The organism is Streptomyces bottropensis ATCC 25435 (assembly GCF_000383595.1).
GTDB classification, from domain to species: domain Bacteria; phylum Actinomycetota; class Actinomycetes; order Streptomycetales; family Streptomycetaceae; genus Streptomyces; species Streptomyces bottropensis.
This window is the reverse complement of sequence record NZ_KB911581.1, coordinates 1535183-1559741: the sequence shown is the minus strand read 5'-3', so window position 1 is coordinate 1559741 and position 24559 is coordinate 1535183. Positions and strand designations below refer to the sequence as shown.

22 protein-coding genes and 2 tRNA genes are annotated in these 24559 nt (G+C 70.9%); 11 read left to right on the top strand and 13 right to left on the bottom strand.

The genetic code is table 11. The features are described 5' to 3' along the window. Position 1: 1 nt before the first annotated feature. The 3 genes from aroA to STRBO_RS0107005 all read left to right on the top strand — a co-directional run bounded on the left by aroA (position 2) and on the right by STRBO_RS0107005 (position 2806). Positions 2–1333, top strand: a complete 1332-nt coding sequence (gene aroA / locus STRBO_RS0107015; protein WP_005480457.1) for a 3-phosphoshikimate 1-carboxyvinyltransferase — start codon at positions 2–4, stop codon at positions 1331–1333. Positions 1334–1349: 16 nt separating this feature from the next. Then, the gene (gene rsgA, locus STRBO_RS0107010) at positions 1350–2363 is read left to right on the top strand and encodes a ribosome small subunit-dependent GTPase A (protein ID WP_005480458.1); all 1014 of its coding nucleotides are present in this window, start codon (positions 1350–1352) and stop codon (positions 2361–2363) included. Positions 2364–2482: 119 nt separating this feature from the next. Beyond that, positions 2483–2806, top strand: coding sequence for a DMT family transporter (locus STRBO_RS0107005; protein WP_005480459.1), 324 nt, complete (start codon positions 2483–2485; stop codon positions 2804–2806). 32 nt (positions 2807–2838) lie between these two features. On the opposite strand, the gene STRBO_RS0107000 is transcribed toward STRBO_RS0107005, so the two are convergent. After that, positions 2839–3465 (bottom strand): TetR/AcrR family transcriptional regulator, encoded by a 627-nt coding sequence (locus STRBO_RS0107000; protein WP_028796517.1) that lies wholly within the window; start codon positions 3463–3465, stop codon positions 2839–2841. 416 nt (positions 3466–3881) lie between these two features. Here STRBO_RS0107000 and hisN point away from each other — a divergent pair, with 416 nt between their 5' ends. The 3 genes from hisN (at position 3882) to STRBO_RS0106985 (ending at position 6067) form a co-directional block, all read left to right on the top strand. Continuing rightward, complete coding sequence (gene hisN / locus STRBO_RS0106995) at positions 3882–4682, top strand: histidinol-phosphatase (RefSeq protein ID WP_005480462.1); 801 nt, start codon at positions 3882–3884, stop codon at positions 4680–4682. A gap of 300 nt (positions 4683–4982) precedes the next feature. Next, positions 4983–5375: a CBS domain-containing protein gene (locus STRBO_RS0106990; RefSeq protein ID WP_005480464.1), complete on the top strand. Its 393-nt coding sequence runs from the start codon at positions 4983–4985 to the stop codon at positions 5373–5375. A gap of 275 nt (positions 5376–5650) precedes the next feature. Continuing rightward, positions 5651–6067, top strand: coding sequence for a Fur family transcriptional regulator (locus tag STRBO_RS0106985; protein ID WP_005480466.1), 417 nt, complete (start codon positions 5651–5653; stop codon positions 6065–6067). A gap of 96 nt (positions 6068–6163) precedes the next feature. Here the strand turns inward: STRBO_RS0106985 and STRBO_RS0106980 are convergent. From STRBO_RS0106980 to STRBO_RS0106965, 4 genes are all read right to left on the bottom strand, one after another. Next, a tRNA-Met gene (locus STRBO_RS0106980) sits at positions 6164–6237 on the bottom strand. An 89-nt stretch (positions 6238–6326) separates the two neighbouring features. After that, positions 6327–8327: a tetratricopeptide repeat protein gene (locus tag STRBO_RS0106975; RefSeq protein WP_028796516.1), complete on the bottom strand. Its 2001-nt coding sequence runs from the start codon at positions 8325–8327 to the stop codon at positions 6327–6329. A gap of 171 nt (positions 8328–8498) precedes the next feature. After that, positions 8499–8572 (bottom strand) — tRNA-Met (locus STRBO_RS0106970). A 44-nt stretch (positions 8573–8616) separates the two neighbouring features. Then, entirely contained in the window at positions 8617–11547 is a 2931-nt protein-coding gene (locus tag STRBO_RS0106965; protein ID WP_202499822.1) for a UPF0182 family membrane protein, read from the bottom strand. A 163-nt stretch (positions 11548–11710) separates the two neighbouring features. Here STRBO_RS0106965 and STRBO_RS0106960 point away from each other — a divergent pair, with 163 nt between their 5' ends. Beyond that, positions 11711–12253 carry a PPA1309 family protein gene (locus STRBO_RS0106960; RefSeq protein ID WP_020113980.1) on the top strand — a complete coding sequence of 181 codons (543 nt, stop codon included), beginning with the start codon at positions 11711–11713 and terminating at the stop codon, positions 12251–12253. 72 nt (positions 12254–12325) lie between these two features. Here the strand turns inward: STRBO_RS0106960 and STRBO_RS0106955 are convergent, their stop codons facing one another. The 4 genes from STRBO_RS0106955 to STRBO_RS0106940 all read right to left on the bottom strand — a co-directional run bounded on the left by STRBO_RS0106955 (position 12326) and on the right by STRBO_RS0106940 (position 15469). After that, on the bottom strand, positions 12326–13423 hold the full coding sequence (locus STRBO_RS0106955; RefSeq protein ID WP_005480472.1) for a YlbL family protein: 1098 nt from the start codon (positions 13421–13423) through the stop codon (positions 12326–12328). Positions 13424–13494: 71 nt separating this feature from the next. Continuing rightward, positions 13495–13659, bottom strand: coding sequence for a hypothetical protein (locus STRBO_RS43675; protein ID WP_020113979.1), 165 nt, complete (start codon positions 13657–13659; stop codon positions 13495–13497). Positions 13660–13789: 130 nt separating this feature from the next. Then, positions 13790–14251: a molybdenum cofactor biosynthesis protein MoaE gene (locus STRBO_RS0106945; protein ID WP_005480474.1), complete on the bottom strand. Its 462-nt coding sequence runs from the start codon at positions 14249–14251 to the stop codon at positions 13790–13792. Between the two features lie 105 nt (positions 14252–14356). Beyond that, a complete protein-coding gene (locus STRBO_RS0106940; protein ID WP_005480478.1) occupies positions 14357–15469 on the bottom strand; it encodes an SDR family oxidoreductase in 1113 nt (370 codons plus the stop codon). Between the two features lie 190 nt (positions 15470–15659). Here STRBO_RS0106940 and STRBO_RS0106935 point away from each other — a divergent pair, with 190 nt between their 5' ends. After that, positions 15660–17075, top strand: coding sequence for a zinc-dependent metalloprotease (locus STRBO_RS0106935; RefSeq protein WP_005480480.1), 1416 nt, complete (start codon positions 15660–15662; stop codon positions 17073–17075). Further along, positions 17072–17587, top strand: coding sequence for an NUDIX hydrolase (locus STRBO_RS0106930; protein WP_005480481.1), 516 nt, complete (start codon positions 17072–17074; stop codon positions 17585–17587). The genes STRBO_RS0106935 and STRBO_RS0106930 overlap by 4 nt, the downstream gene beginning before the upstream one ends. Positions 17588–17733: 146 nt before the next feature. Here the strand turns inward: STRBO_RS0106930 and STRBO_RS0106925 are convergent, their stop codons facing one another. The 4 genes from STRBO_RS0106925 to STRBO_RS0106910 all read right to left on the bottom strand — a co-directional run bounded on the left by STRBO_RS0106925 (position 17734) and on the right by STRBO_RS0106910 (position 21660). Then, positions 17734–18486 (bottom strand): AIM24 family protein, encoded by a 753-nt coding sequence (locus STRBO_RS0106925; protein ID WP_005480483.1) that lies wholly within the window; start codon positions 18484–18486, stop codon positions 17734–17736. Positions 18487–18513: 27 nt separating this feature from the next. Then, a complete protein-coding gene (locus tag STRBO_RS0106920) occupies positions 18514–19191 on the bottom strand; it encodes an AIM24 family protein (protein WP_005480485.1) in 678 nt (225 codons plus the stop codon). Positions 19192–19199: 8 nt separating this feature from the next. Beyond that, positions 19200–20798, bottom strand: a complete 1599-nt coding sequence (locus tag STRBO_RS0106915; RefSeq protein ID WP_005480489.1) for a TerD family protein — start codon at positions 20796–20798, stop codon at positions 19200–19202. Between the two features lie 265 nt (positions 20799–21063). Then, positions 21064–21660 (bottom strand): M48 metallopeptidase family protein, encoded by a 597-nt coding sequence (locus STRBO_RS0106910; RefSeq protein WP_028796514.1) that lies wholly within the window; start codon positions 21658–21660, stop codon positions 21064–21066. Positions 21661–21879: 219 nt separating this feature from the next. Here STRBO_RS0106910 and STRBO_RS0106905 point away from each other — a divergent pair, with 219 nt between their 5' ends. Then, a complete protein-coding gene (locus STRBO_RS0106905; RefSeq protein WP_005480491.1) occupies positions 21880–23145 on the top strand; it encodes a TOMM precursor leader peptide-binding protein in 1266 nt (421 codons plus the stop codon). Continuing rightward, positions 23138–24493 (top strand): ABC1 kinase family protein, encoded by a 1356-nt coding sequence (locus STRBO_RS0106900; RefSeq protein ID WP_005480492.1) that lies wholly within the window; start codon positions 23138–23140, stop codon positions 24491–24493. Before STRBO_RS0106905 ends, STRBO_RS0106900 begins: the two co-directional genes overlap by 8 nt. Positions 24494–24559 lie beyond the last annotated feature (66 nt).

Here is a 24559-nt window from a genome sequence, read left to right as displayed (position 1 = left end):
CATGGCCCTGAACGCACAGCCCGCCCTCTGGCCCGCCCCCTACGCGAGCGGAGCCGTCGACGCGACGGTCCACGTCCCGGGGTCCAAGTCCGTCACCAATCGCGCCCTCGTCCTCGCCGCGCTCGCGAGCGAGCCCGGCTGGCTGCGCCGCCCGCTGCGCTCCCGCGACACGCTCCTGATGGCGGCCGCGCTGCGCGCGATGGGCGTCGGCATCGAGGAGACCGTGTCGTCCAGCTCCTCCGGCGCGGGCGGTTCCGGCGAGGCCTGGCGCGTCCTGCCCACCGGCCTGCACGGCCCGGCCACGGTGGACGTCGGCAACGCCGGCACGGTCATGCGCTTCCTCCCCCCGGTCGCCGCCCTCGCCGACGGCCCCATCCGCTTCGACGGCGATCCCCGGTCCTACGAGCGCCCGCTGCACGGCGTGATCGACGCCCTGCGCGTCCTCGGCGCCCGGATCGACGACGACGGCCGCGGCGCCCTTCCGCTGACGGTCCACGGCAGCGGCGCGCTGGACGGCGGCCCGGTGGCGATCGACGCGTCCTCGTCGTCGCAGTTCGTCTCGGCGCTCCTGCTGTCGGCCCCCCGCTTCAACCAGGGCGTGGAGGTCCGCCACACCGGCGCGACCCTCCCCTCCCTGCCCCACATCCGGATGACCGTCGACATGCTGCGCTCGGTCGGCGCGCAGGTGGACACCCCGGAGTCGGGCGGCGAGCCGAACGTCTGGCGGGTCACGCCGGGCGCGCTGCTCGGCCGCGACCTGACGATCGAGCCGGACCTGTCCAACGCCCAGCCCTTCCTGGCGGCGGCCCTGGTGACCGGCGGCAAGGTCGTCGTCCCGGACTGGCCCTCGCGCACCACCCAGCCCGGCGACCAACTCCGCGAGATCTTCACGGAGATGGGCGGCACCTGCGAGCTGACCGAGTACGGCCTGGTGTTCACCGGCTCCGGTTCGGTCCACGGCATCGACGTGGACCTGAGCGAGGTCGGCGAGCTGACCCCGGGCATCGCGGCGGTCGCCGCCCTCGCCGACTCACCCTCGACACTGCGCGGCGTGGCCCACCTGCGCCTGCACGAGACGGACCGGCTGGCCGCGCTCACCAAGGAGATCAACGAACTCGGCGGCGACGTCACCGAGACCGCCGACGGCCTCCACATCCGCCCCCGCACCCTGCACGGCGGTGTCTTCCACACGTACGACGACCACCGCATGGCCACGGCCGGTGCGATCATCGGCCTGGCCGTGGAGGGTGTGCGCATCGAGAACGTGGAGACGACGGCCAAGACCCTGCCGGACTTCCCCGACCTGTGGACCGGGATGCTCGGGAAGAACTGACGGGCGGACCGGGATCATGCGCCGTTACGGCAAGCACACCGACGAGGACGACATCCGCAGCCGCCCCAACCGCAAGGGCAACCGTCCCCGTACGCACATCCGTCCGAAGCACGAGGACGCCGCCGAGGGCATGGTCCTCACCGTCGACCGGGGCCGGCTGACCTGTCTCGTCGAGGACCGCGTCGTCCTCGCGATGAAGGCCCGGGAACTGGGCCGCAAGGCAGCCGTCGTCGGCGACAACGTCGCCCTCGTCGGTGACCTCTCCGGCAAGAAGGACACCCTCGCCCGGATCGTCCGCATCGCCGACCGCACGTCGGTACTGCGGCGCACGGCCGACGACGACGACCCCTACGAGCGCGTCGTCGTCGCCAACGCCGACCAACTCGCCATCGTCACGGCCCTCGCCGACCCCGAACCCCGCCCCCGTCTGATCGACCGCTGCCTGGTGGCGGCCTACGACGCCGGCCTGGACCCGCTCCTCGTCCTGACCAAGTCGGATCTGGCCTCGCCCGACAAACTCCTGGAGCTCTACGGCCACCTGGACATCCCGTACGTGGTGACGAGCCGCCAGGAACTGGAGGCCGACGACACCGCCGACCACGTGCGCGAACACCTCGACGGCAAGATCACCGCCTTCGTGGGTCACTCGGGCGTGGGCAAGACGACCCTGGTCAACGCCCTGGTCCCGGAGGACCTGCGCCGTACGACCGGCCATGTGAACGCGGTGACGGGCCGCGGCCGGCACACCACGACCTCGGCGCTGGCCCTCCCCCTGGCGGACTCGCACGGCGGCTGGCTGGTGGACACCCCGGGCGTACGGTCGTTCGGTCTCGCCCACATCGACCCCTCGCGGGTCATCAACGCCTTCCCGGATCTGGTGCCGGGCACCGAGGGCTGCCCGCGTGCGTGCGGTCACGACGAGCCGGACTGCGCGCTGGACCAGTGGGTGGCGGACGGTCACGCGGACCCGGCCCGGCTCTATTCCCTGCGCAGGCTGCTCTCGACACGCGAACGGCGGGAAGGCGACTGACCTCCGCGTTGTTTGCGCCCCTCTCTACCCGGTAAGTGCATAATCGCACCAAGTCGGAGCCCGACCGGACGAGAGCACACGAAGCGGTCACGGAACGTGGAGACACGGGAGGACGAGACATGGCGTGGCTGCTGGTGGTCGTGGCGGGGTTCCTGGAGACCGGATTCGCCGTCTGTCTGAAACTCTCGCACGGCTTCACCAGACTCTGGCCCACGGTCGCCTTCTGCGTCTTCGCCCTCGGCAGCTTCGGTCTGCTGACCCTCTCCCTGAAGAAGCTCGACGTCGGCCCCGCCTACGCCGTCTGGACGGGCATCGGCGCGGCCGGTACCGCGATCTACGGAATGGTCTTCCTCGGCGACCTCGTCTCGACCCTGAAGATCGTCTCGATCAGCCTGGTGATCGTGGGGGTCGTGGGTCTGCAACTGTCGGGATCCGCGCATTAGTTCGCGGCGCGGCGGGCACGGTCCCGCGTCGGCTACAGGTGGTTGAGGGACCGGCTGGGCTGGCGGGGCAGCGTGGTCCGCACGAGCTCCGCGACCCCGCCCTCTCCCGGGGGCGCCGCCACGCAGGACAGGGCGAGCCGCACGGCGAGTTCGCAGGACCGGGCCAACTCCCCCGCGTCCGACCGGGGAGTGCCGGGCGGGGCCAGGGCTGCGACGGCCCGTTCGCGCACCAGCGCCACGAAGTCGGCGGGCGCGGGCAACGGTCCGTCCGCGCGGCGCTGGGCGGGCACGACGCAGGACGAGGCCACCGCCGTGAGCGACGGCGAGGGCAGCCGCTCGCTCCAGCAGCCGGTGAGCATGGCCCGCACCAGCACGTTGCTACGGCAGGCCCGCACGGTCCACTCGGCGGTCGCGGCCAGCCTGTCCCGGGTGTCCGCGGGCAGGGCCAGTGCCCGGTCGACGCCCGCCAGATAGCCGTCCGCCTCCCTGCGGACCAGCGCCCTGGCGAGTCCGTCCTTGCTGCCGAACTCGTTGTACAGCGTCTGACGTGACACTCCGGCCGTCGCCGCCACGTCCACCATGCGCACGGCGGACCACGGCCGACGCATCAGCGCCGTGTATGCGGCGTCCAACAAGGATTCCCGCGCTGCAGGCATCATCGCCTCCCTAACAAGCGAGTGGGCGGCTCTGGCCCTCAGATTTGACGCGCATCAAGTCACTGTCAAGAGTTCGCGGCGGCCCGCTGGGGCGCGCGCCGGCCGGCGCGCGCGGCACGCACCGACCTCACCTCGGCAAAGGCACCTCCACCCCCGTCGGTGGCTCCCCCTCGTGTGCCCACGGCCACGGGGGACCATTCACGCCGGAGCCCACATGATCACGGACCTGCCCGCACCCGTACGGGGCATCGGCCTCCCCCGTCGCGGGCCGACAAAGCTCGCGGGCCGGCGAACCGACCGCGCCCACCCCCGCTCCCGCCCGCCGGAGCGCCGGCCGATCGGCAGCCCCGCCCCCGTGCCCCGAGCCGCCCCCGGCCCCCTGTAGCCCCGTACCGACCTCGACAGATACCGTTCGCCACATGGCCGACTACCTCGACGACCTCCGCTTCGCCCACGTCCTCGCGGACGCCGCCGACGCGACCACCATGGCCCGCTTCAAGGCCCTCGACCTGAAGGTCGAGACGAAGCCGGACATGACCCCGGTCAGCGAGGCCGACAAGGCCGCCGAGGAACTCATCCGCGGCCAACTCCAGCGCGCCCGCCCCCGGGACGCCATCCTCGGCGAGGAGTTCGGGCTCGCCGGCACCGGCCCCCGCCGCTGGGTCGTCGACCCGATCGACGGCACCAAGAACTACGTCCGGGGCGTCCCCGTCTGGGCCACCCTGATCTCCCTGATGGAGGCGGCCGAGGGCGGCTACCAGCCCGTCGTCGGTGTCGTCTCCGCCCCCGCCCTGGGCCGCCGCTGGTGGGCGGCGAAGGGCCACGGCGCCTTCACGGGCCGCAGCCTCAGCTCGGCCTCCCGCCTGCGCGTCTCCCGCGTCGCCGAGCTGTCGGACGCGTCCTTCGCGTACTCCTCCCTCAGTGGCTGGGAGGAGCGCGGCAGCCTCAACGGCTTCCTGGACCTGACCCGCGAGGTGTGGCGGACGCGCGCGTACGGCGATTTCTGGCCGTACATGATGGTCGCCGAGGGCTCGGTGGACATCTGCGCCGAACCCGAACTGTCCCTCTGGGACATGTCCGCCAACGCGATCATCGTCACCGAGTCGGGCGGCACCTTCACCGGCCTCGACGGCCGCCCCGGCCCGCACAGCGGCAACGCGGCGGCCTCGAACGGTCTGCTCCACGACGAGTTGCTGGGATACCTGAACGAGCGCCACTAGCCCGGTTCCGCCGCCCTCGTCCGGCTCCGCCCCGGCTTGCCGGCCTCCCGCCACGTCGCGCCACGGGCCGCCGCCTTCTGTCGCCTCCTGCCTCCTCCCACCGTCACCGTCCGGTGCGCGGGATCCCGGAGTGATCCCGGGGCGCCCCGAACTGACCACGCACGCCCCCTTGTTGACCTCCGCTTTGCCTGCCACATTGGGAGTCCCCCTCTTGTGAACTTGTGCAGCGCTCAATTGGCGCCTCCGGCGCCGGGCCTGAACCAATCGTCACCGGGGTGCCCTAGGAGGTGGCTGAACTCCATGCTCGTCCGCGACGCCATGAGCACAGTGGTCCTCACCATCGGTCCCGATCACACTCTCCGGCAGGCCGCCGCACTGATGTCGGCCCGCCGGATCGGTGCGGCCGTGGTCCTCGACCCGGACGCCGGCGGACTCGGGATCCTGACCGAACGCGACGTCCTCAACTCCGTCGGCCTCGGCCAGAGCCCCGACGCCGAGCGCGCCCACGCCCACACCACCACCGACGTGGTGTTCGCCACGCCGTCCTGGACTCTGGAGGAAGCGGCCCGCGCCATGACCCATGGCGGCTTCCGCCATCTCATCGTCCTCGACGAGGGCGCCCCGATCGGCATCGTCTCGGTCCGCGACATCATCCGTTGCTGGACCCCGGCCCGACAGCACGCGACGGCCTGAGCGGCCCCGCACGCGCGAAGGGGCCGGGATCTCGGACTGAGATCCCGGCCCCTCCCCCACGACAAGCGGTCCAACCCCGGTGGGCCGCACAGGGCCTGGACGGCGGCCTCCAGGCGCTTGCCGAAGCCTTGGCCGACGCGTCGACGAGCACCTCGGCCGAGCAGAATCCCGCCCACATTGCTTCCGATCCTACATTGGACCAATTCCAGGTCAAGGCAAGCTCTAAAGTCACACCTGTTCGGGAACTGTTCGCCCAGACTGTTACGCTGACCGGTATGAGTGACCTTCTGGAGCGGCTGCGCGGACGCGGATGGCGCATGACCGCACAGCGGCGTGTCGTGGCCGAGGTCCTCGACGGCGAACACGTCCACCTGACGGCCGACGAGGTGCACACGCGAGCTGTCGCCAAGCTGCCGGAGATCTCCCGGGCGACCGTCTACAACACCCTGGGCGAGCTGGTCGTCCTCGGTGAGGTGCTCGAAGTCGCCACGGACAAGCGGGCCAAGCGGTACGACCCCAACGCGCACCGCCCGCACCACCATCTGGTCTGTGCCCGGTGCGGCACGATCAGGGACGTCCACCCCACCGGCAACCCCCTCGCCGACCTCCCCGCCTCCGAGCGCTTCGGCTTCGCCGTCTCCGACGTGGAGGTCACCTACCGAGGCGTGTGCCCGACCTGCGCGGCGGCCTAGCCCCCGGCGACACATGACAAAGCCCCCGGCGCCGAACGGCCGGGGGCATACACCTAGGGCCCGGAACCTGATCGGTTCCGGGCCCTAGGTCTTCAGTAGCGGGGACAGGATTTGAACCTGCGACCTCTGGGTTATGAGCCCAGCGAGCTACCGAGCTGCTCCACCCCGCGGCGATGAACAGAACACTACGTCACGCCCATCGACCAGCGCAAATCCATTAAGGACCAGCCCGCGGACCCCGTCCGGAGCCGGCCGGCGACTACGCCGACAACTCGTCCCGCAACGCGTCCCGCAACCGCGCCGCGCGGTCCGTGACCTCCGCCGGCCCGAGCGCCACGGCCCGGTCGGCCCACCGCTTGCCCTCCACCAGCTCCCCCCGACGCGCGTAGACGAGGGCGAGCCGCAAAGCCGCCCGCCCGTGCCCCGCGTCGGCGGCCCGGGCCCACCACAACGCGGCCTCCGGCTCGCTCCCCTCGCGGGCGAGCAGCAGCCCCAGGTTGAACGCCCCGTTGCGCGACCCGGACTCCGCCGCGGCCCGATACCACCGAGCCGCCTCGACCACGTCGCCCCTCCCGGCCGCCAGCATCCCGACCCGCACCTGCGCCCGCCGGTGGCCCTGGGAGGCGGCCCTCTCGTACCACTCCTCGCACTCGTTCTTCTCCCGCACCGGCTCCCCCAGCCCATGCGCGGGAACAGGCGGCCGACGGGCGTCGAGCACGGCGGCCAGGCGGTACGCGGCCTCCGCGCTGCCCCCGCCGGCGGCACGCCGCAGATGCCGCTCGGCGGCCCGCTCGTCACCGTCCCGCAGCCGCGCTATGGCGACCTGGAGCGCCGCCTCGGTGTGCCCGGCGGCAGCCGCCCGCTCGTACCAGACGAGCGCCGTCCCGTCGTCGCCCCGCCCGGCGAAAAGGATGCCCAGGTTGAAGGCGGCGTCCACACTGCCGGCCTCCGCGGCCTTGGAGAACCACGGCTCGGCCCCCGCCGCGTCCCCCACCTGCAGCAGCAGGATGGCCAGGGCGTTCGCCGCCTCGCGGTGCCCGGCGTACGCGGCCCGCCGGTACCACTGCTCGGCCTGGGCGGTCCGCCCCTGCTCGGCACAGAGCAGCCCGAGGTTGTACGCCCCGTTGACGTCACCGGCGTCCATCGCGGCGCGGTACCACCGCTCGGCGGTCTGCGTCTCACCGCGCTCGGCGTGCAGCGCCCCCAGCGCGTTCGCCGCGTTGCCGTCGCCGTCCTGGGCGGCCCGCAGCCACCACACGGCCGCGCTCTCGGTGTCGCCCGCGTCCCGCAGCAGGAACCCGAGCGCGCACGCGGCGCGCGGCTCACCGTCCTTGGCGGAGGTCAGATACCAGCGGCCGGCCTCCTTGAGCTCCCCGCGCCGCTCCAGGATCGCCCCGAGGTGCAGCGCGGCCCGCCGGTGGCCGCGCGCGGCGGCCTGGCGGTACCACTGCTCGGCCTCCTCGGCGGCGGCCCCGACACCGTTGTCGGCGCCGGACTCCCCCGCGCGCACGCCGGCGCGGCCCTCCCGCACGACGGGACGGCCCTCACGGGTGGCCTCACGGCCCGCGCCACCGCTCTCGAACGCCGCGCGCGCGATTCTGCGCCCCTCACGCACCGCGGCACGTTCCTCCAGCTCGGCGAGCCGGTCCAGCGCCCGGGCGAGCCGGTAGGCGGCCTCGCGGTGCCCACGCTCGGCGGCGACCCGCATCCACCGCTCCGCGGCGGGGTCGCTGCGGTGTTCCAACAGGTCGGCGAGGGCGTACGCACCGAGGGCATGGCCCTGCTCGGCGGACTGGCGCAGCCAGTACTCGGCGGCCGGTTCGTCACCGCGCTCGCGGTGGTGCCGGCCGAGCGCGTGCGCGGCGGCGGCCGAACCGGCGACGGCCGCGACCCGCCACCAGCCGGCGGCGTCGTCGGCGTACCCGCGCTGGTGCAGCAGGACACCCAGGTTGTTGGCGGCCGCACGGTCTCCGGCGGCGGTGGCGCCCCGCAGGTAGGGCTCGGCCCCGTCGAGGTCGCCTCGGCGCAGCAGCATGGCTCCGAGGACGCTCATCGCCTCGGCGTCACCGGATTCGGCGGCGAGCCGCTGACGCGCCTCCTCTACGGCGTCCCCCGTCTCGTCCTCGTCCTCCGCCCGCACGGACTCGACCGACGCGGCGGACTCGGCGGGCACCACAAGGCCGGCAGGCAGCGCAAAGTCGGCAGGCTGCGCAAACCGCCCTGTCTCCAACAGAGTTGCCTTGTCCCCCATAACGTCCATCGTCGCACCACCTGCAACCTGGGTACACCTGGTATACCGCAGCCATTGAGGTCACTACAGCGTTTTGTCGACATGCCCACAGAGCGACAAGTGAAACACAGATTCCCCGGATCCCCCCGCCAACACGTCGAAGGCCCGGATCCTTTGGAGGATCCGGGCCTTCAACTTCAGTAGCGGGGACAGGATTTGAACCTGCGACCTCTGGGTTATGAGCCCAGCGAGCTACCGAGCTGCTCCACCCCGCGCCGTTGTGTTGCAACCGTACCACGGCGCGGGAGGGAGCCTTGCATCAGCCGCTTCCGGAGTCTCCGTCGCCGCTCTTGTCGCTGTCCGCACTGCCGCTGCCGCCGGTCCCGCCGGCCTTGGCCTGGGCGTCCTCGGCACGCTTCAGCGCGTCCTCCAGGTCCTGTTGGGCCCGGCCGTACGCCTCCCAGTCGCCGTCCTTGAGTGCCTGCTGACCCTCGTCGAACGCCTTCTGGGCTTCCTTCAGGGCCTGTTGGACCGTCGGGTCTCCGGACTTCGGCGGCTCGTCGGTGCCCTCGTCACCGTCGTCCACGGGTGGCTCCGTGGGCGGACCCTCGGTCTCGAACACCTTGTTGAGCGCGGCGTCGAGGGTGTCCTCGAAGGCCGTGTTGCCGCCGTAGGTGACCAGGACCTTGCGCAGCAGCGGGTACTTGAGTCCGCCGCCTCGCACATAGACGGGTTCCACGTAGAGCAGTCCGCCGTCGAGCGGGACCGTCAGGAGGTTGCCGTACTCGACCTGTGAGTCACCTCTCTTGAGGAGGCTGATGGTCTCGGCGATGTCCTGTTCGGAGTTGAACTGGCTCTGGACCTGTTTCGGTCCGTCGATCGGTTCGCTCGTCGGCAGTTTCAGAATTCTGATCTTGCCGTAGTCCTTGGTGCCCGCCTCGGCGTTGACCGCCACGAAGGCACTGAGGTTGTCGCGGCCGTTCGGCGTGAGCGTGGTGGTCAGCGAGAACGCCTGTGCCGTCTGGCCGGGCAGCTTCATGCTCAGGTAGTACGGCGGCACCGCGTTGCCCGAGGTGTTGGTCGGGTCGTCCGGGACCTGCCACACCTCGCTGCCGCTGAGGAACGTCTCGGCGTCCTTCACGTGGTAGCGGGTGAGCAGCTCGCGCTGGACCTTGAAGAGGTCCTGCGGGTACCGCAGATGCGCCAGCAGCGAGTCGGAGATGCCGTCCTTCGGCTCCACCGTGTTCGGGAAGGCCTTCATCCAGGTCTTCAGGACCGGGTCCTCGGTGTCCCACTGGTAGAGCTTGACCTGACCCGTGTACGCGTCGACGGTCGCCTTCACCGAGTTGCGGATGTAGTTGACCTGGTTCTGCTGGGCCACCACCGCGCGCTGGCTGTTGTCGGCGGTCAGCGAGTCGGCCGTCGTGTCGCCCAGGGTGGTGCGGGAGGCGTACGGGTAGCCGTTGGTGGTGGTGTACGCGTCGACGATCCACTGGATCTTCCCGTCGACGACGGCCGGATAGGCGTCACCGTCGATGGTCAGCCAGGGGGCGACCGCCTCCACGCGCTCCTTGGGCGTGCGGTTGTACAGGATCCGCGAACCCTCGCCGATGGCACCGGAGTAGAGGATCTGCGGCTCGTTGAACGCCACCGCGTAGGCGGCCCGGTTGACCGGGCTGGAGAGGTTGATCCCGCTCTTGCCCTTGTAGCTGGTGGTCTTCTCACCGCTGTCGTCGGAGTAGTCGATCTCCTTCTGGGGACCGCCGACGATCGAGTACTGCGTGGTCTTCTCGCCGTAGTAGACCCGCTGCTGGTACTTGCCCAGATCACCCTTGGACGGCAGGTCGGACTCGGTGAACACCGGGCGGCCGCCGGAGGTGGCCTCGGTGCCCTTGGCGGCGACCACGCCGTAGCCGTGGGTGTAGCGGAAGTGGTCGTTGATCCAGTTGTTCTTCGGGATGCCCGCCAGGTTCAGCTCGCGCAGACCGATGACGGTGTCCTGCTCGGCGCCGTCCTCGTTGCTGTACCGGTCGACGTCCAGGTTCGTGGGGAACGCGTAGTAGTTCCTCATCTGCTGGAGCTGCTGGAAGGTCGGCGAGACGATGTTCGGGTCGAGCATGCGGATGCTGGCCGTGGTGTCGGCGTCCTTGCGGAGCTGGGCCTTGTCCGTGTCGCTGACGCCCGAGTACTCCTCGACGTCGGTCCCGTCGATGCCGTAGGCCTGGCGGGTCGCCGCCAGGTTCTTCTCGACGTACGGCGCCTCCTTGGCCTGCTCGTTCGGCTGGACCTGGAACTTCTGGACGATCGCCGGATACAGCCCGCCGATGAGGATGGCGGAGAGCACCATCAGGCCGAAGCCGATGACCGGCAGCTGCCAGGTGCGCCGCCAGATGGTGGCGAAGAACAGCAGCGCGCAGATCACCGCGATGCAGAACAGGATCGTCTTGGCCGGCAGGTACGCGTTCGCGTCGACGTACCTCAGGCCCGTCCAGTTGCCCGTCGCCTTGAAGTCGCTGGACTTCACGGCCAGCCCGTACCGGTCGAGCCAGTAGGCGACCGCCTTCAGGGCGACGAAGATGCCGAGGAGCACCGACAGGTGTCCGGTGGCCGCGGCGGTGGCCCGCGCACCCGGGGAGGTGACCCTGAGGCCGCCGTACAGGTAGTGCGTGAGGGCGGCGCCGATCACCGAGAGCACGGCGGCGGCGAAGCCGAAGCCGAGCAGGAAGCGGTACCAGGGCAGGTCGAAGGCGTAGAAGGAGACGTCCAGGTCGAACTGGGGGTCCTTCTGGCCGAACGACACTCCGTTGACCCACATCAGCCAGGTGCGCCACTGCCCGGAGGCGGAGGCGCCGGCGATGAGGCCCACCAGGGAGGTGATCCCGAGGAGCAGCCATTTCTTGTAGGGCGCGATGCCCATGCGGTACCTGTCGAGGCTCTGCTGCTCCATCGACATGGCGCTCAGCGGTGGCCGCAGCCGGTGCGCGAGCCAGATGTTGAAGCCGACCGAGGCCGACATCAGCAGGCCGAAGACGAAGAAGAGCCCGATCTTCGTCCAGAGTGTGGTGGTGAAGACGGACGAATACTTCACCGACCGGTACCAGAGCCAGTCCGTCCAGAATCCCGCGAACATGACGAACGCCATGCCGAGGACGGCAAGGACGCCCAACGTCATGAGCAGCGTCCGGACACGTCGGGACGGTCGGCCCACTCTGATCCGCGGCCCCGTCGGGCCTCCGCCGCGGTCCGGCATCTGGAAAGCCAAGGTGCGCACCTCGAAGTTCGCTGTCGATACGTCAGGCCCGCGTCTACGGACCCTCCAGCGGGCCCCGTGATCGCAGGGGCCTCACCTATGCAACTTACTCACGCTTTACTCGGTTCCCGCTTCGGGGAACGAACGAGGCAGGATTGTGACCATGTCCAACACTCCCATGGCAGCGAACCCCCTCACCCGGGCCGTCCTCGAGATCGACGAGTACGCCTCGGGCCTCGGCTGGGACCAGCCCGCTCGCCTCTTCGCCCTGGTGGATACCGCGCGTCTGCGGTCCCAGGAACCCGCCCTCGCGGCCCAGCTCGGTCTGCAGGACGAGTCCGAGACCGTCGGTCTCACCCCGATCGAGCAGGACGAGATTCCCGCGGGCAAGGCCCTCGACGAGTTCCTCGGCACCATCGCCTGGCCCGACGCGGTGGTCGGCTGCGCGCTGACCGTGGAGCGGCTGATGCTGCCGCCGTCCGCCGAGGCGTCCGTCCCCGAGAATCTCGACGAGGCCCGTCTCGCCGAGTGGGTCGCCTCCCACCCGGAGCGTCAGGAGGTCCGTATGACCGTCGCCGTTCTCCGGGACGGCTCCCGCGACGCGGCCCTGCGCCTGCGCGAGAAGGACTCTCCGACCGAGGTCCTCACCGGCCCCGAACTGGTACCGGGCCTCGCGGAGGCCCTGTCCGCGACCTTCGTGGACTGATCCCCGCCGTACGGCGGTGGGGGCGCCCCCGGCCCTCGGGAGCGCCCCCACGCGCGCGTACGTCCGTTTCCGTCAGCCCTTGGTGGTGCACTTCGGCAGGTCGGCGGTGTCGCCGGCGCGGATGTCCTTCAGGGCGCCCAGCGCGTCCTCGATGGTGCCGACCTTGACGAGGGTGAGTCCGTCGGGGACGTCCCCGGCGGCCGTGGCGCAGTTGTCCTCGGGCGTCAGGAAGTACTGGGCGCCCTTGGCGCGCGCGCCGACCGTCTTCATCTCGATGCCGCCGATGGGGCCGACCTTGCCCTGGTCGTCGATCGTGCCGGTGCCGGCCACGAACTTGCCGCCCGTCAGGTTCCCCGGCGTGAGCTTGTCGTAGATACCGAGGGCGAACATCAGTCCTGCGCTCGGGCCGCCGACGTCGGCCAGCTTGATGTCGATGGTGAAGGGGAAGGTGTGGTCGGTCCCGGCGGAGATGCCGACGATCGCCCGCTCCTCGCCCGTGTCGTCGGACGTGCCCGTGGTGATCGTGACCTCCTGGGTCCCGGTCGCCGTCCTGTTCGCCTTCTCCGCGGCGGCCTGGGCCTTGGCGGGCACGATCACGAAGTCGACTTTCTCACCCGGCTTGTGCTTGGTGACCAGTTTCGCCACGTCCTCGGGCGCCTTGACCGCCGTACCGTCGACGGACTTGATCACGTCACCGGCGTGCAGCTTGCCCTCGGCCGGGGAGTCCTTGAGGACGGTGGAGACGATCACCCAGGACCGCACCGGGACGTCCAGCTCCTTCAGGGCCGCGACCTTGGCGCTCTCCTGGGACTGGCTGAACTCCTCGGCGTTCTCCTGCGTCGACTGCTCCTTGGTCTTGCCGTCCGGGTAGAGCGTGTCGTGCGGGACGACCTTGTTGTCGTGCGTCAGCCAGCCGTACACGGCCTCGACGAGGTTCATCCGGTAGTCGGCGCTGGTGACGCGGACCGTGGTCATGTTCAGATGGCCGGTCGTCGCGTACGTCTTGCGCCCGGAGATCTGCAGCACCGGCTCCCCGTCGTGCTTCCCGAGCGTGTTCACCGTCGGCCCCGGTGACATCTCCGAATAGGGCACGGGAATGATCACACCCGCGCACAGGAGCGCGATCAGCATCAGGGTGGAGGCGAGCATCGTCGCGGTGCGGCGTGGCATGGAACGACAGTACGGGACAGGCATGTAGGAGCACTGTCGGGGCCGTCCGTCCGGGGCGGGCGGAGCGGGCGCTAGCCGCCGGAGTGGGACCGCTCCATGGCCTCGCGGAAGCGAGAGTACCCCGCGAGCTCGGTGCCGTCCTCGATGCTCCTGCGGTTCCGGCCGACCCAGCCGCCCCACAGTCCGGCACCGATCGCGGCCACGAGCGGAATCAGCAACCAGGCGAGCGCCGCCATGCCGGCCTCCCAACCCCTGTCAAACGACCACAACTGACTGATCAGCAGATTATCCGTCCGCTCCGTCAACGCTCGCGCCGGGGGGCGGGTTACGCAACCGGAACGCGTACAGGCGCGTGCCGGTCACGCCTCAGCAGGCGCCCACCCACTCCTCCGTGCCGTCCGAGAACTTCTGGTGCTTCCAGATGGGCACTTCGTGCTTCAGGTCGTCGATCAGTTTCCGACACGCCTCGAAGGCCTCGCCCCGGTGCGGACACGACACGGCGACGACCACCGCCAGGTCCCCGACCTTCAGGTCTCCCACCCTGTGCACGGCCGCGAGGGCCCGCACCGGGTAGTCGGCGACCACCTTCTCCGCGATCCGCCGCATCTCGGCCTCGGCCGTCGGGTGACACGAATAGCCCAGCTCGTCGACATCCGCTCCCCCGTCGTGGTTCCGCACGGTCCCCACGAACAGCGCGGTCCCCCCGGCCGCGTCGTCCCCGACCGCCCGGAACACCTCGTCGAGGGAGAGCGCCGTCTCCCGAATCCCGATCAGCTTGACGGGCTCCTCGGCCCCCTGCTCGCCGGGATGATCATCATTGACTGCCATACCCCCATCGTGCACCACTCGTCTCCCGACCGACATGGTCGAAAACGCCGTCACGCGCGTGTGGCGACTTGGAGCGACCTCCATCCACGGGCACAGGGCCGAACCTCAGCGCCGCCCCCGAGCCCTCCGGACCTGCCGCACCAACGCCGCCGTACCCAGCAACGCGACCGTCGCCCCCGCGGCACCCGCCGCGGTCGCGTCCTTGCGCCCCAGCCGCCGCCCGACCACGGTGTGCCGCCCGGCGACCTCCTCCAGCAGCTCCGCCAGCACTTCCTCGTTCGTCCACAGCGGCCGCCACCCGGCGTCGTGCAGCCGGCTCCCGCTGACGACCCACGGATACATCGTGTAGGCGAGATCCCCCGCCGGCGACGGCGTCAGCCCGATCCGGTGGAGCCGGGCGGCGGCCCCGAGGGCGACAGCGGACGGCAGCTCCATGCGCCGGATCCCACTGAGCTCCTCGACCTCCTCCTGCTCCAGCCACCCCTCGCACCCGACGGCCAACTCCCCGTCGACCTTCTCCAGCACGGCGTACTCCAGCGCACCGCACAGATCCTCGACATGGCAGAACTGCCAGGCGGGCCGCGACCCGGCCACCACCAGCAGCCGAGGCGACTCGAAGTACCTGGTCAGGGCCGTGTCCGTGCCTCCCACAAGAGTCGCCGGGCGGACGACGGTGACATTGAGTCCCGGATGGGCGCGCGGCGCCCGGCGTGCGAGGCGCTCGATCTCCAGCAGGTCGCCGACCCCGGTCGCCTCGGCGGTCGCCCGCAGCTCGGCGTCCTCCGAGAGCGGCAGCTCGTTCTCGGGCAGCGCGCCGTAGACCATCGCCGAGGTACACAGCACGACCCGGTGCACCCCGGCCGCGGCGGCCGCCGTCAGCACGGTCTGCGTGCCACGCACGTTGTACGCGCTGCGGGCCGCCGCGTCGCTGCCCAGGTCGAGGTCGACGGCGAGGTGCACCACGACGTCCGCCCCGCGCAGCTTCTCGGCGATCGCCGGGTCCCGCACGTCCAGGATGTGCCACTGCGCGGCCGCGCACTCGCCGCGCCGCTCGTCGATGGCGATGACCTGCCGGATCTCGTCGGACTCGGCGAGCCGCTCGGTGAGCAGCGCTCCGACGCCGGACGCGGCACCGGTGACCGCGACGACGGGCCCGCGCGCGGCGGGACTGGTTGAGTGGTTTCGCGCTGCGCGAACCTGTGGATCTGGGGAACTCACCGGGCGTCTCCAGCGGTTGTCTTCAGTACGAACGCGGGCGACGCGTGCGTACCAGGTGGCATCCATCCTGCCGCAGGCCATCGGTCGGCGGAGCACCGAGGCCTTAACCCGCCGTGGTGTCTAGGCTGGGTGGTGTTCGGGCAGCCGTGCCGTCGGCGAAAACCGATGGCCCTATCAGCCGAGGAATCCCGTGAGTGACACCCCATTCGGATTCGGCCTTCCGCCGGAGGAGCCGGACGACGGCGACGAGGGCAAGAAGAAGGACCAGGAGAGCGGTGGTGGTCAGGGACCGGCCAACCCGTTCGGCTTCGGGTTTCCCGGGGTCGGCGGCCCCGGCGCCGACAATCCGTTCGCCGCGATGTTCGGTTCCATGAACCCCACCGACCTGGGCGCCGCCTTCCAGCAGCTGGGCCAGATGCTCTCGTACGAGGGCGGCCCGGTGAACTGGGACATGGCCAAGCAGATCGCCCGTCAGACGGTCGCCCAGGGCACCGCCGACGGCACCAAGGACGCGAGTGTCGGCCCCGCGGAGCGCACCGCCGTCGAGGAGGCCGTGCGTCTGGCCGACCTGTGGCTCGACGACGCGACATCCCTGCCGTCCGGCGCGGGCTCCGCCGTGGCGTGGAGCCGCGCGGAGTGGGTGGAGGCCACCCTGCCCGCCTGGAAGGAGCTCGTCGATCCGGTGGCCGAGCGCGTCGGCGGCGCCATGGGCGACATCCTGCCGGAGGAGATGCAGGCCATGGCCGGCCCGCTGATCGGCATGATGAAGTCGATGGGCGGCGCCATGTTCGGCCAGCAGATCGGGCAGGCCGTGGGCGTGCTCGCGGGCGAGGTCGTCGGCTCCACCGACGTCGGCCTGCCGCTCGGCCCGGCTGGCAAGGCCGCGCTGCTGCCGATCAACGTGGAGGCGTTCGGCAAGGACCTGGGCGTCGGCAAGGACGAGGTACGCCTCTACCTGGCCCTGCGCGAGGCAGCCCACCAGCGTCTCTTCGCCCACGTCCCCTGGCTGCGCTCGCACCTGTTCGGCGCGGTCGAGGGCTACGCGCGCGGGATCAAGGTCGACACGGCCAAGCTGGAGGACGTGGTCGGCCAGTTCGACCCGCAGAACCCGGAGGAGCTGCAGCAGGCGCTCCAGCAGGGCATGTTCCAGCCGGAGGACACCCCGGCCCAGAAGGCCGCCCTGGCCCGTCTGGAGACCGCTCTGGCACTGGTGGAGGGCTGGGTGGACGCGGTGGTGCACGCCGCCGCGAAGCCGCGCCTGGCGTCCGCGGACGCGCTGCGTGAGACGCTGCGCCGCCGTCGCGCCACGGGCGGCCCGGCCGAGCAGACCTTCGCGACACTGATCGGGCTGGAGCTGCGCCCTCGCCGCCTGCGCGACGCCTCCCGGCTCTGGGCGTCCCTCACGGACGCGCGCGGTGTCGACGGCCGCGACGCCCTGTGGGCCCACCCCGACATGCTGCCCACGGCCTCCGACCTGGACGACCCGGACGGCTTCGTCCACCGTGAGCAGATGGACTTCTCCGAGCTGGACAAGATGCTCGGCGAGGCCGCGGGCGGCTCCACCGAGAAGCCGGACCTCAAGAAGAAGGACGACGACACCGAGTGAGCCTGCACGACGACGCGGTCCTCGTACTGAAGAGCTACGAGGACCAGGCCGAGCTGCGCCAGGCGTACCTCGACCATCTGGCGGCCCACCCGGACGGCTTGTGGAAGGCGTGCGGCGCCGGGCACATCACGGCAAGCGGCCTGGTGATCGACCCCGAGCGCGGCCGGGTGCTGCTCACTCTCCACCGGAAGCTGCGCATGTGGCTCCAGATGGGCGGCCACTGCGAGCCCGGGGACGGCACCCTCGCGGGTTCCGCCCTGCGCGAGGCCACGGAGGAGTCCGGCATCGCGGGCCTGACGCTGCTGCCCGGCGGGCCGGTCCGTCTCGACCGCCACCACACCCCGTGCGCCTGGCACCTCGACGTCCAGTACGCGGCCCTCGCCCCCGTGGGCGCCGTCGAGGCGATCAGCGACGAGTCCCTGGACCTGCGCTGGTTCGCCTACGACGAGGTGCCCACCGTGGCCGACGACTCGGTCGTACGCCTGCTGGAAGCCGCACGAGCACGGCTCTGACCTCGCTCTTTCGTGTGGAGTGCGCGGTCGGGCGGTGTGCTGCCGACGGGGGTGGGGAAGGCCCCCGCCGGGGGGACGGACGCGGTAAGGGGCGTCCGCCATTGGCGGACGCCCCTTACCCATGTACCGGCACACGTGCCCGCTGATCAGTTGCGGCTGCCCCCGAGGGAGTTCCCGCTCAGTCCGCCGCCCCCCATGCCGAACTGTCCGAGCACTCCGGACGTGCGCAGATGCTGCGGCGGCAGCAGCTCGCTCGGCTGCACCAGGACGTGCCCGTGGCCCCCGAAGTGCATCTCCCAGCCCTCACCGGTGGAACCCCTGCGGCGCCATACGGCGGACGTGGAGGTCGGCGCCTGGAGCTGGGTGCGCAGAGAGGTGGACCAGGCGATGACGGCGTCCGAGTCGACGCAGATGTTCTTCTCGGGCGTCACCTCCAGGGCGAGCGGCTCCCCCGAGGTCATCAGGACGACCTTGCCGCCACCGGACAACTCCAGGTTGTACGCCCCGGCCGAGGCCACCTCGACGGCGCTGTCCACGGCGACGATGCCGACGTTCAGGGAGCCGTCGAAGGCGAGGACGGCGGAGGAGTCGACGGTGACGCCGCTGCCGACCTCCATGATGTGCAGGTACTGCGCGAAGTTGGCGAGATACACGATCCCGTTGCCCTTGCAGCGCATGAGTTCGAGGCGTTCGCCGGTCATCCGCTCGGCGTTGCGCCAGCTGCGGTTGCGGTACTGGCTGTCGAAGTCGACCTGCCCCTCGAAGGCGACCATCGCGCCCTGGCGGGCCAGGACGGGGCTGCTGCCGATGGTGATGTCGGTCTTGAGCAGCTGTGGGTTCTGCAGCGTGTAGCGCTCGGTGTGGTTCACCGGGATGTGCGCGAAGAGTGTGCTGTGCATGGTGTGCTGTTCTCCTCTCGGCCCCGGTCAGCCACGGATCTTGAAACGGTCGCCGGAGTCCTCGCTGGGCTGGACGACCACGAAGCCGCGTCCCTTGAAACCGATCTGGAACGCCTCCCCGCTGCCCCGGCCGATGAGCGCACTGGCCTTGATCGTGCGACGGGCCTTCATGTCGAGCCCGTCGGTCCAGGCGATCAGCGCGTCCGGGTCGACGTACGTCTCCCGTTCGGCGCAGTCGAGGGAGATCGGCACGCCCCGGCTGACCAGGGCGACCCACCCGGTGCCGCGGATCACGAGGTTGGTCAGGCCCGAGCCGGAGAGCTTGGCGAGGCCCTTGACCGGCTCGATGGAGAGCTGGAGCGAGGCGTCGCAGGCCAGGAGGGTGGGGCCGTTGACGGACAGCGCCTCGTTGTTCAGGTGGAGGATGAGGACGTCGCCGCCGTAGTCGGCGAGGTACAGGTCCCCGTCGCCCCGGCAGAGCATGAGCTTGCCGCCCTCGCCGCTGACCATTTCCTCCGCGCTGCGCCGCAGTGTGGCGGGCGGTCCGTCGAACTGCACGTAGCCGTCGTACGCGATCATCGAGCCGGCCTTGGCCAGGAGGTCCTGGCCGGTGACCATGGTGACCTTGAGCGTCTTGGAGCTGTGCACGCTCATGCGGACGCCGGTGGAGGTGGAGCGGTGTGCGTTGAGTGTCTGGAGGTCCATGCTCTGCCTCACACCTCGAAGGGCTGGACGACGACGAAGTTGCCGGGAGCGCCGCGGAACTGGAGGTTGATGGCCTCCTGCGTCTGCCGGGCGTACCCGGAGCGGCGCAGCCTGAGCGAGGTGGTGGTGACGGCCTGCGCGCCGGCGGACCAGGCGATGACGGCGTTGCCGTCGACGTAGGTGGCCGGGCCGACGGGCAGGACGACGGGAACGCCGCGCGTCTTGACGACGACCGCCCCCGTGCCGGAGAAGAGCATGCTGAACAGGCCACCTCCCGGCAGGCCCGCGCCCTCGATCCGGCGGACCTCCGTGTCCAGGGACTCGTCGAAGGCGAGGACCCCCGGCGCGCTGGTGTAGAGCTGCTCGTTCTCCAGGCGGATGACGAAGAGGCGGCTGCCCTCGTCCGCGAGGAACACCTCACCGTCTCCGGAACAACGCATGAGGGACATGCCCTGACCGGTGAGCTGGCCCGTCAACTTGCCGAGCAGGCCGGAACCCTTGTGGGCGAAGTCGATGTCGCCCTGGTAGGCGACCATGCTGCCCTGCTTGGCGAGGATGTTGGCGCCCTTGGTGAGGGTCGTCCGAACCAGCTGCGGGTTCTGCTCGGTCCAGCGGTCGCCGACGGGTGCCTCGGAGTACTTCGTCAGCACGGCCCGCAGTCCCGCCTCCGGCGGAACCGGCGCGAGCTGGGTGCCGCCGCCGAAGGGCTGGGCCTGCCCCGGGAAGGCTCCGGGAGCGCCGGGGGGCGTGAACGGTCCGCCTTGCGGGGCCGCGCCGGGAGGAGTGAAGGGTCCGCCCTGGGGCGGCGCGCCGGGCGGGGTGAACGGGGCGGGCGGTGCCGGGGGCGGAACAGTGCCGCCGGGCGGCGTGTGCAGGGGAGCGACGATGGTCGGCGCGGCGTGCACGGAGGGTGGGGGCGCCGGGGGCGCGTAACCCTGCGCGGGCGCCGGGGGCGCGTATCCCTGCGTGGGGGCCGGGGCCGGTGCGGGCGCCGGAGCGGCGGGTGCACCGAAGGCGGGCGGGGCGAAGCCGGGCGCGGCGCCGGTCGGCGGCTGCTGCGGTGCGGGGGCGGGCTCCTCCTCGGCGACCTCGCCGCCGAAGTTCTTCAGCAGCGCGTCGAGGCCTCCGTCGAAACCCTGTCCGACCGCCGCGAACCGCCACACGTCCTTCAGGTAGAAGTCGCCCAGCATCACGGCACGCTCGGTGGAGAACTCCGAGCCGTCGAACGGGTACCGAGCCACCTCCTCGCCACCTGCGACGATACGGACGTAACCGGGGCTGATCTGCGACATCTGGCCGTTGCCGTCGAGGGTCGCCGTGAAGGACAGCTTCTGGATCCGGGGCGGGATCCTGTCCAGAGTGACGCGGAAGGACTCCGTGTCACCCGACTGGGCACCCAGGAGCTGGATCGACTCCTCGGGGGACTTCGGCTGGTTGAAGAAGACGAAGTAGCGATCGTCGGAGAGCCGTTCGTCGGCGTCCAGACCGAAGCAACTGATGTCGAAGGTCAGCCCGGGGCCGGAGATCTGTACGCCTACGTACAGATCCGTGCCCGCGGTGAGGTCACTGATCTTGGCCTTGTGGCCGCGTTGGAATTCCCTGGCCATGCGTTACGACCGTCCCCCATCCCGAATGTGCGTGCGCCTGCGAGTGCGTCGCGTCAGGCTAACCGCAAAGTCGTGAAGCGTACGAGGCTGGTACAGAGCCGGTACAAAAGCGCGACTTCGGTCACCGGTCCCACAAACGCACACACACGCGCGTGGATGCCCCCTTCCGCGGTCCTCACCTCGGGCCGCGGGCCGTCTCGCGCCTTACGACCACCGGCCGTGCGCCGGGCCGGCCCGTGTGCGCCAGGCCGGCCGGTGGGTGGTGTCACTCGTCCGGGGCGACCGGCAGATGCGGCAGCCGGCCGGCGGCGACCACTCCTTCGAGGTAGCCACGCGCCCGCTCCGTGCGCGGATAGGCCTCCAGCAGCCGCCAGAAACCGGGCCCGTGCCCTGGTACGAGCAGGTGTGCGAGTTCGTGGAGGAGGACGTAGTCGACGACGTACTCGGGCATGCCCTGCAGCCGGTGCGACAGGCGGATACTGCCCTCGGCAGGGGTGCACGAGCCCCAGCGGGTGTTCTGGTTGGTGACCCACCGGACGGAGGCGGGCCGGGCGCTGCCACCGAAGTACTGGTCCGAGAGCAGCGCGGCGCGCTCCGTCAGCTCGGAGTCGCCGAGGCGCCGTTTGCTTTCCTGCGCGGCCAGCTTGTCGAGCATGACCGTCACCCAGCGTTGCTCCTCCGCCTCGGACATCCGGGCGGGGATGAGCACGACGGTGCGATCGCCCTCGCGGTACGCGGACACGGTTCTACGCCGTCGCGCGCTCCTGCGGACCTCGATCGCGCTCGCTCGTGAGCCGCTCGGCGGCTGGCTCGTCGTGCTGCGCTGTGGCTTTCCGGCGCGGTGCAGTGGGTCGGCGGGCACGTCCCGACGTTACCCGCTGCACACGGGGGAAGTCCCGCCTCCGGAAGGGTTCGATATCGATCCGCACTCCGAGCGCCGATTTGTCATACGGATGCCGCCGCCTGTGGACAACTCTCGACAGGCTTCGTCGCGGTCCGTGCATGCTGGCACTCGTCGGCGGGACCGTGCCCACGCACCGTCGACACACAGGGACCTATCCAAGGCTGACGGGGGCCGATCATGCATCCGATGGTGAAGCCCGCGCTCCGGCGCGGCTGGCGGGATCTCAACACCGTGCAGTTCGGTCTGGTACCGGCGCACGCCATGGTGCTGGGCCCGATGGACACGGCGACAGGCAGTTTCCTCTCCCTGCTCGACGGGACACGCGGATTGCCGCTCCTGCGGGAGGAGGGACGGCGGATGGGCCTGCCGGACGGTCATGTGGACGGCTTGGTGGACCGCCTCACTCGATCCGGCCTGTTGGACGACGCGACGGGCGGCGGTCCGGCCGCGGACGAGCTGCGTGGCAAACGCGAGGTCATGGAGCGGCTGCGTCCTGACGCCGCCGCACTCTCGTTGATCGCGCCCGAGCCGGGAGACGCCTTGAAACGTCTGGCGGCCCGCCGGTCACTGAGAGTGCAGGTTCGGGGCGCGGGTCGCGTGGGAGCGATGATCGCCTCCGTACTCTCGGCGGCCGGCGTCGGCGAGGTGGACGTACGCGATGTCGGCCGGGTCGAGCCGTGGGATGTGACGCCCGGTGGTCTGCCGGCCGAGTCGATCGGTGAGCGCAGGGACATGGCGGCACGCCGAGCCGCCCGGCACGCGGCACCCGATCGCCCGCCGCGTCGTCGCCGGGGTCCCAGGAAGCCCGCGGACCCGTCCGAGGACATGTCGCTGGACCGCCTGCGCGAGGAGCCGGGCTTCTCCCTGGTGGTCCTCGCCCCGCGGGCCGGTGTCGACGTCCACGCCCCGAAGCCCGCGGCCGCCGAACCGCTCATCGACTCGGGCACGCCCCACCTCTATGCCGGCGTCGTGGAGGGGACGGGTGTGATCGGCCCCCTCGTCCTGCCGGGCGAGACGGGGTGTGCGGGCTGCCTCGACCAGAGCCGTGCCGACCGCGACGAGACCTGGCCGCGGCTGGTCGCCCAGTGGCGTTCCGGACGCCCTCATCAGCTCGAGGCCTGCGATGTCACGCTGGCCGCGACCGTCGCCGGACTGGCCGCGGGGCACGCTCTGGCGTTCCTCGACGGGCAGCTGCCGTCCAGCGCGGGCGCTCGCTGGGAGGTCTCGGCACCGGGGTTCGACTGGCACCCTCGTCCGGTGTGGCCCCACCCGGCGTGTTCCTGCGCAGCCGCGGAAAAGGGCGGCACGGCGAAAGGTAATGGGGAACACACCCCAAAGGAGGGGGAGGCGCGCGCGACAATGGCGGAGCAACAGCGGTCAACGAGGTTGTCCCGCAAGGCACACGCGGCACGGCCTGCTGGGACTTGGAGGGCGCATGTCTGATCTTCCCCGGAAGGCGGTCACCCGGACCGCCAAGCTCGCCGCGCTTCCGCTCGGCATCGCAGGCCGGGCCACCTGGGGACTCGGCAAGCGAATCGTCGGTGAGTCGGCGGAGCTCGTGGGCCGTGAACTCCAGCAGCGCACGGCCGAGCAGCTTTTCAAGGTGCTGGGCGAGCTGAAGGGCGGCGCGATGAAGTTCGGGCAGGCCCTGTCCGTCTTCGAGTCGGCGCTCCCCGAGGAGGTCGCGGGCCCTTACCGCGCGGCTCTGACGAAGCTCCAGGACGCCGCTCCCCCGATGCCGACCAGCACGGTGCACTCCGTACTGGAAGCACGCATCGGTGAGAACTGGCAGGAGCTGTTCCTGGAGTTCGAGGAGAAACCGGCCGCCGCGGCCTCGATCGGCCAGGTGCACCGCGCGGTGTGGCACGACGGACGCACTGTCGCGGTGAAGGTGCAGTACCCGGGCGCGGGCGAGGCTCTGCTCTCCGATCTCGGCCAGCTCAGCCGGTTCGCTCGTCTGCTGGGTCCGCTGATCCCCGGGATGGACATCAAACCGCTCATCGCCGAGCTGCGGGACCGTGTCTCCGAAGAGCTCGACTACGGCTTGGAGGCACAGGCCCAGCAGGCCCACGCGGAGGAGTTCGCGGGTGACCCGGACGTCGTCGTTCCCGCCGTGGTGCACCAGTGCGATCAGGTGCTGGTGACCGAGTGGATGGAGGGCACCCCTCTTTCCGAAGTGATCACCAACGGCACGCAGGAGCAGCGTGACCGGGCGGGCCAGCTGCTGACCCGCTTCCTCTTCTCCGGTCCGGCCCGCACCGGTCTGCTGCACGCCGACCCGCATCCGGGCAACTTCCGTCTGCTGCCGGACGAGAAGCTCGGCTGGCGTCTCGGAGTCCTGGACTTCGGCACGGTGGACCGTCTGCCGGGCGGGCTGCCGGCCCCGATAGGTGCGGCCCTGCGGCTGACGATCGAGGGCGAGGCCGAGGCCGTCTACGAGATGCTCCGCACGGAGGGCTTCGTGAAGGAATCGATAGACCTCGACCCGGACGCGGTCCTCGACTATCTGCACCCCATCATCGAACCGGTCCGCGCCGACGAGTTCTCCTTCGCCCGCGGCTGGATGCGCAGCCAGGCCGCCCGCATCGCCGACCCCCGTTCTCCTGCCCACCAGTTGGGCAAGCAGCTGAACCTGCCTCCGTCCTACCTCCTCATCCACCGGGTGACGTTGAGCACCATCGGCGTGCTGTGCCAGCTCGGCGCGACCGTCCGCATGCGCGACGAACTGGAGGAGTGGCTGCCGGGGTTCCTGCTCGACGAGGAGGAGGGCGAGTCGGCCGCGGAGGCGTGATCGGTTCGTGCGGTCGACGGAACAGGGGTGGGCGCCGGGAAGCCGTCCTCGGGCCCAGGCCCTGCT

What these genes read in the sequence shown, in the direction of transcription:
- STRBO_RS0106920 (WP_005480485.1), bottom strand. Translation starts at nt 19,191, where the DNA reads ATGGACCTCCAGACACTCAACGCACACCGCTCCACCTCCACCGGCGTC.
- STRBO_RS0106905 (WP_005480491.1), top strand. Translation starts at nt 21,880, where the DNA reads ATGCATCCGATGGTGAAGCCCGCGCTCCGGCGCGGCTGGCGGGATCTC.
- STRBO_RS0106965 (WP_202499822.1), bottom strand. Translation starts at nt 11,547, where the DNA reads ATGCCGGACCGCGGCGGAGGCCCGACGGGGCCGCGGATCAGAGTGGGC.
- STRBO_RS0106945 (WP_005480474.1), bottom strand. Translation starts at nt 14,251, where the DNA reads ATGGCAGTCAATGATGATCATCCCGGCGAGCAGGGGGCCGAGGAGCCC.
- STRBO_RS0106960 (WP_020113980.1), top strand. Translation starts at nt 11,711, where the DNA reads ATGTCCAACACTCCCATGGCAGCGAACCCCCTCACCCGGGCCGTCCTC.
- rsgA (WP_005480458.1), top strand. Translation starts at nt 1,350, where the DNA reads ATGCGCCGTTACGGCAAGCACACCGACGAGGACGACATCCGCAGCCGC.
- STRBO_RS0106900 (WP_005480492.1), top strand. Translation starts at nt 23,138, where the DNA reads ATGTCTGATCTTCCCCGGAAGGCGGTCACCCGGACCGCCAAGCTCGCC.
- STRBO_RS0106985 (WP_005480466.1), top strand. Translation starts at nt 5,651, where the DNA reads ATGAGTGACCTTCTGGAGCGGCTGCGCGGACGCGGATGGCGCATGACC.
- STRBO_RS0106915 (WP_005480489.1), bottom strand. Translation starts at nt 20,798, where the DNA reads ATGGCCAGGGAATTCCAACGCGGCCACAAGGCCAAGATCAGTGACCTC.
- STRBO_RS0106955 (WP_005480472.1), bottom strand. Translation starts at nt 13,423, where the DNA reads ATGCCACGCCGCACCGCGACGATGCTCGCCTCCACCCTGATGCTGATC.
- STRBO_RS43675 (WP_020113979.1), bottom strand. Translation starts at nt 13,659, where the DNA reads ATGGCGGCGCTCGCCTGGTTGCTGATTCCGCTCGTGGCCGCGATCGGT.
- STRBO_RS0106990 (WP_005480464.1), top strand. Translation starts at nt 4,983, where the DNA reads ATGCTCGTCCGCGACGCCATGAGCACAGTGGTCCTCACCATCGGTCCC.
- STRBO_RS0107000 (WP_028796517.1), bottom strand. Translation starts at nt 3,465, where the DNA reads ATGATGCCTGCAGCGCGGGAATCCTTGTTGGACGCCGCATACACGGCG.
- STRBO_RS0106975 (WP_028796516.1), bottom strand. Translation starts at nt 8,327, where the DNA reads ATGGACGTTATGGGGGACAAGGCAACTCTGTTGGAGACAGGGCGGTTT.
- STRBO_RS0106925 (WP_005480483.1), bottom strand. Translation starts at nt 18,486, where the DNA reads ATGCACAGCACACTCTTCGCGCACATCCCGGTGAACCACACCGAGCGC.
- aroA (WP_005480457.1), top strand. Translation starts at nt 2, where the DNA reads ATGGCCCTGAACGCACAGCCCGCCCTCTGGCCCGCCCCCTACGCGAGC.
- hisN (WP_005480462.1), top strand. Translation starts at nt 3,882, where the DNA reads ATGGCCGACTACCTCGACGACCTCCGCTTCGCCCACGTCCTCGCGGAC.
- STRBO_RS0107005 (WP_005480459.1), top strand. Translation starts at nt 2,483, where the DNA reads ATGGCGTGGCTGCTGGTGGTCGTGGCGGGGTTCCTGGAGACCGGATTC.